A 4372-nucleotide genomic window follows, 5' to 3' on the forward strand; every position below is an offset into this window, starting at 1 on the left:
ATACTTTGCTGACTTAAATACAAGGTCATAAAATCAAACGTATCGGAAGCGGATGCGATCAGAAAATTCCTTCTGTAATGCTTGTACCCGATGAAACTGATTACGACTTCTAAATCTGTGTTTACAGGCAAATTATTGAACCTGAATTCACCTTGGATACCTGATAACTGATAGGCAACCAAACTGGAATCCTGCCTTTTATAAACCGAGACGGTAGCCGAACGCAGCGCATGATGTTCTATAGAGTCTTTTACCGTTCCTTTAGCAGCTCCTATTTTGAGCGCTTCTGGATTTTGGGCGAGGGCATTTGAAAATAAAAAAAATAATAGGCTAAATAGGCCAAGGGAGATAAATTTCATACCCTAAAAACTCTGCTTGGGCTTAATCTGTAAAATAACAGGATTATCCATCATACTCGCTTTTTCAAAATAAGCAGACAGTACTTTTGGATACATGATGTTTTTATCAATATTTTGTTTTCTTCTCACTATCAAAGCTGAAGAAGAAACCGAAGAATAGAAATATTTGCCATCGCAATATAATGCACCCTGATCAGCAAAACCGCTTACATCCTTACTATCGTTTACAGGCATAAAATAACTTTTCGAATCGGGATTTATACTTAAGAACGAAACTAGCGTTTGGTTTTTTAAATTGTATAACATGGGACCGAATTTTTTTCCAGCAGTAGTCAATTTAAAGGAAATGCAGGAATCAATCTGATATATGTGTGATATTCTTGAGATCAAATCCGGATTGCTCCTAAAATACTGTCTGGCGTCCCTTTTGAATAATGGATCATTAAAATTTGCTTTTGAAAAGCTGTTTTCTGATGGAAAGACAAAAGTAAATTTTTCGTACATGTCGGAAGTAGTAACCTTGTAAACATTGTAATCATAGGGCCTGGCATAATAGACCCAGCTGGAATTTCCACTTGCAAAAAAGGGTCCCTGTTCCCGGTTTGGAAGATTGTCAGTCGTTAAAGCTGAATTCTTCATATTGTAGGGAAGAAAACTTGCGTATACTTTATCATTACGGGCAAGCAAGACTTCATGGTTTACAGTATCTTTAAAAAATTTTTCGTTTACGATATAGGCCGAATAGGCAGTAATACCATCCTGAAAAAAATGTGAATCTACAGAGAATTCAAGTTTGCTTTTAGTTTCCACTCTTAGCTTGCTCCCATTGTAACTATAATAGTGAAAGCTTTTCATCCCGATCATAAATATTATCTCCTGCTTGTTCTGGTCTACCCAAAAAAGCTGCCGTTCGGATGGCTGGCGGACTATTTTAGACAAAAATTTACCGTTTTTGTAGAATACAAAAATGCAATTAGTTTCGCGGTCAGATAAAATGAAGTGATCTTTGGTCACAATCAATTGTTGCAGTGCGCCAAAAACACTACGTTTTGTTGTTTCCAACGGGACATAGTTTATCTCTTCAAAAACCTCTGACGCTGATATCTCGGGTGCATAATTAGTCGGTATTATTCTAATGCTGGAAGGTTCTCTGAGACCCTGTCCAAAAACCGAGACAAGTAAGTTGAGGCTGATGACAGATAAGGCAAATATGCGCTTGATTATTGATGCAGACATAATTCGATTCAATTGAAATAAACAGCGGGACAAGGTAGGTATTCGGTTCAAAAAAAAGCAAAGGCTTTTTAACTGATAGCAGGCCTCACCACGCACTTCACTTATAAAATAGTTAGTGGATTAGGATTTCGGATATTTGTCTAAAATTATATCCAAATATTTCTGCGTATTTGTACTGCTCTCACGCTCTGGAAAAAACAGGTTGGACACGCAGCTGCGTTGTTTGTTTAACACAAAGAAATAAGGCTTATTAACCTTTTCACTTTTTAAAGTAGCAAGTAAAATACCATCAATAGGTCTAAAAACTATATTTAAATTTTTAGAATACCAGGGTTTGGACTCCAGCATTTTCGAAACTTTTGGATTTTCTATCCAGATCTCCAAATTTACCTTCCCCACCCAATCACCCTTTATAAGAAGTGTCATAACGCTATCAAAACACGTTTCACAGTTAGTGATCGAACTCTTAAAAACCAGTGTGTTCTCATGTTTGACCGTAAAAGGAACGTTGATCATTTTATTATCATCAGCGTATGTAGAGAACAGGAGTGTATCCTGATATTCAAGTCGTTTGTTAACCTGGGATACGGCATCCTGTAACGCTTCACTCTCCAGATCAAATTTCTGTCCTTGATCTTTGYAGGAGACAAGCATGAGCCCCAACGATAGAAACAAGCAATTTTTTAAATTTATCATCAAAGTTATTTTATATTATATAACATTATAATAGGACGTTCATCATTCAAATAGTCCTTGAGTCCGAATTTTTCAATCAGTCTATGAGCAGGCCCATTGATATTCTTGTTCCGATTTTCAACCTGTAACTCATGTTTTAGCTCAGAAGGGATAACATGATTGACAAACCTTCCTTTCATATCCATATATGAAGGGTAGGTACTAGAATTAAATTTAAAGGGTATTCCATCAATTGTACTTTCAAGGTTCTTACCTTCACTTTGAACGGTTACAAAATTGTGGGCTTTATTATATAGGGCGTATCCGACAAGTTTAATATTAATCTTTTTTGAATAATAGTGGAATGTCACATTCAGATACCTTTCGTTTTCCATTACATTAGAAATTATCGTCAGTTTTTGTTTGGCTATTTCAGAAGATTTATCAATTATATCCATATCAGAAACAATTTCAGAAAGGGGTACACTTTCTCCGGTAAATTTGAGGAGATACCTACTGCTCAGCTTTTTCTTGTCAAAGCTGTATATGGTATCACAAAAGGATTCAAACATAAGCACAGAATCCGGATTACCATTGATTTTATTAAAGTTGCGTAAACCAATAACAGCTTTGGGACTTTTAAGCCCGTTGAAATTGAATTTTAGATAGCTTTCCTCAATCTGATTAGGATTGAGGCAACTTGCCAAAGTTAAACGGTAGGAAAACCCCTGTTGAATTTCCTGTGCCCCGCACAAATTAAATCCGTTGTGAAATAGATAGTAGTTTGAAATAGGTTGAAAATTAAATACCTGACAGACTAAATCTGTTGAACTCTTTAAGTTACCTAATGCATCAAAAGAAAGTAAAGTCTTACCATTATCTATAAGGAGATCGAGCCTATTGGTGGAGTAGTTAAATTTGCCTTGGGTTATGCCGTCTGTTGTTTCATTTATTTCTTTTCTAAGATCAATTTCCTTGATCTGTCTGCCATGATAATCGTAAACCGAAAAAGTATAGGTATTTATGACATAAATGTACTTATCACTAAAGATCAGGTCACTGATATCTTCTACAGTGAAATTTTTATTGCCCGCTAACTTTATAAAGCTGACGTCTTCAAGCTCAACTGGTTTTGGGGACATTCCCCCCTGGGGATTAAACTCAATGATTTTGACAGTTGAGTTATCTGTTTTACCCATAGCCTCTTTATTGTTTCTGCAACTTGTCAGTATCACTAGTACCGAAAAAAGAAACAGGTTAGCTTTTATATTATTCATATAGGGAATTAAAGACCTCAGATTCCGTTGAAATCTGAGGTCTAATGTGTGAAATATCAATATTTTGTTAAAAACTTAGCCTGCTATGTATCTACAACTAATAGCACCACCGCAGTAGTTATACCAAGAGGCGCTCACACATACATCTTTAGTGGTCGGAGACTTTTGGGTTGTGATAGTAGTAGATCCGGCACTGGTAAAATAAGTTCCTGTAACTCCAGCAGTTATTGAAGTACCAGGTATGATACCACCAGCCTGTACCTCAACTCCGGCACCACTTCCAGAATTTACCTGTGTTGCGACAGTTGCATCGTATTGGGGCGAGGCGCATTGGATTTGAGATGTACTGTAGCCCCAACCTTTTCCGCCAGCGCTTTCACCACTGCCGTTCTCACCTCCACTCTCACTACCGCTGTCTTCCCTGGCATAGACTTTCAGGACAGAACTGATTTTAAGGCTCGATGCTTCTTTTTGAGAAACTTCGTTCACATTTAAGAACAGCGCTGCTGCTCCAAGGGAAAGCGCTAGAGCGCTAAAAAATTGTTTTTTCATTTAAATTTGATTTTTAGTTTAAAATATAATTAATTGGTATTAAGACATTTAAAAAAACGGGAGTTTTAAAGACATTTTGCCAATTATAAATGTCTCCGGCACAAAACCCCAGTATCTTGAATCTATAGAGGAATATCGATTGTCTCCAGCTACAAAAAAATAGTTTAATTTGAACCTGTACTGTCCAGTGACGAAATTGTTGATCAGTATTTTTTTTCCTAAAATTTTCAGACCATTGCCTTCATATTTAATTATTGCTTCGCGATATAATGC

6 protein-coding genes are annotated in these 4372 nt (G+C 36.5%); all 6 read right to left on the reverse strand.

All coding sequences use genetic code 11. The features are described 5' to 3' along the window. Nucleotides 1-359 (reverse strand): carboxypeptidase regulatory-like domain-containing protein (locus tag AC1DPQ_RS19175; protein WP_477610562.1); only part of this gene is annotated, 359 nt, incomplete at its 3' end. A gap of 3 nt (nucleotides 360-362) precedes the next feature. Then, nucleotides 363-1595, reverse strand: a complete 1233-nt coding sequence (locus tag AC1DPQ_RS19180; RefSeq protein WP_477610563.1) for a 6-bladed beta-propeller — start codon at nucleotides 1593-1595, stop codon at nucleotides 363-365. 120 nt (nucleotides 1596-1715) lie between these two features. After that, the gene (locus AC1DPQ_RS19185; RefSeq protein WP_477610564.1) at nucleotides 1716-2291 is read right to left on the reverse strand and encodes a hypothetical protein; all 576 of its coding nucleotides are present in this window, start codon (nucleotides 2289-2291) and stop codon (nucleotides 1716-1718) included. Between the two features lie 5 nt (nucleotides 2292-2296). Further along, the gene (locus AC1DPQ_RS19190) at nucleotides 2297-3547 is read right to left on the reverse strand and encodes a 6-bladed beta-propeller (protein WP_477581802.1); all 1251 of its coding nucleotides are present in this window, start codon (nucleotides 3545-3547) and stop codon (nucleotides 2297-2299) included. Nucleotides 3548-3622: 75 nt separating this feature from the next. Continuing rightward, nucleotides 3623-4099: a hypothetical protein gene (locus AC1DPQ_RS19195; RefSeq protein ID WP_477610565.1), complete on the reverse strand. Its 477-nt coding sequence runs from the start codon at nucleotides 4097-4099 to the stop codon at nucleotides 3623-3625. A gap of 48 nt (nucleotides 4100-4147) precedes the next feature. After that, nucleotides 4148-4354: a S26 family signal peptidase gene (locus AC1DPQ_RS19200; protein WP_477610566.1), complete on the reverse strand. Its 207-nt coding sequence runs from the start codon at nucleotides 4352-4354 to the stop codon at nucleotides 4148-4150. Nucleotides 4355-4372 lie beyond the last annotated feature (18 nt).

It is taken from the genome of Pedobacter sp. 01T416_2, from assembly GCF_056398925.1.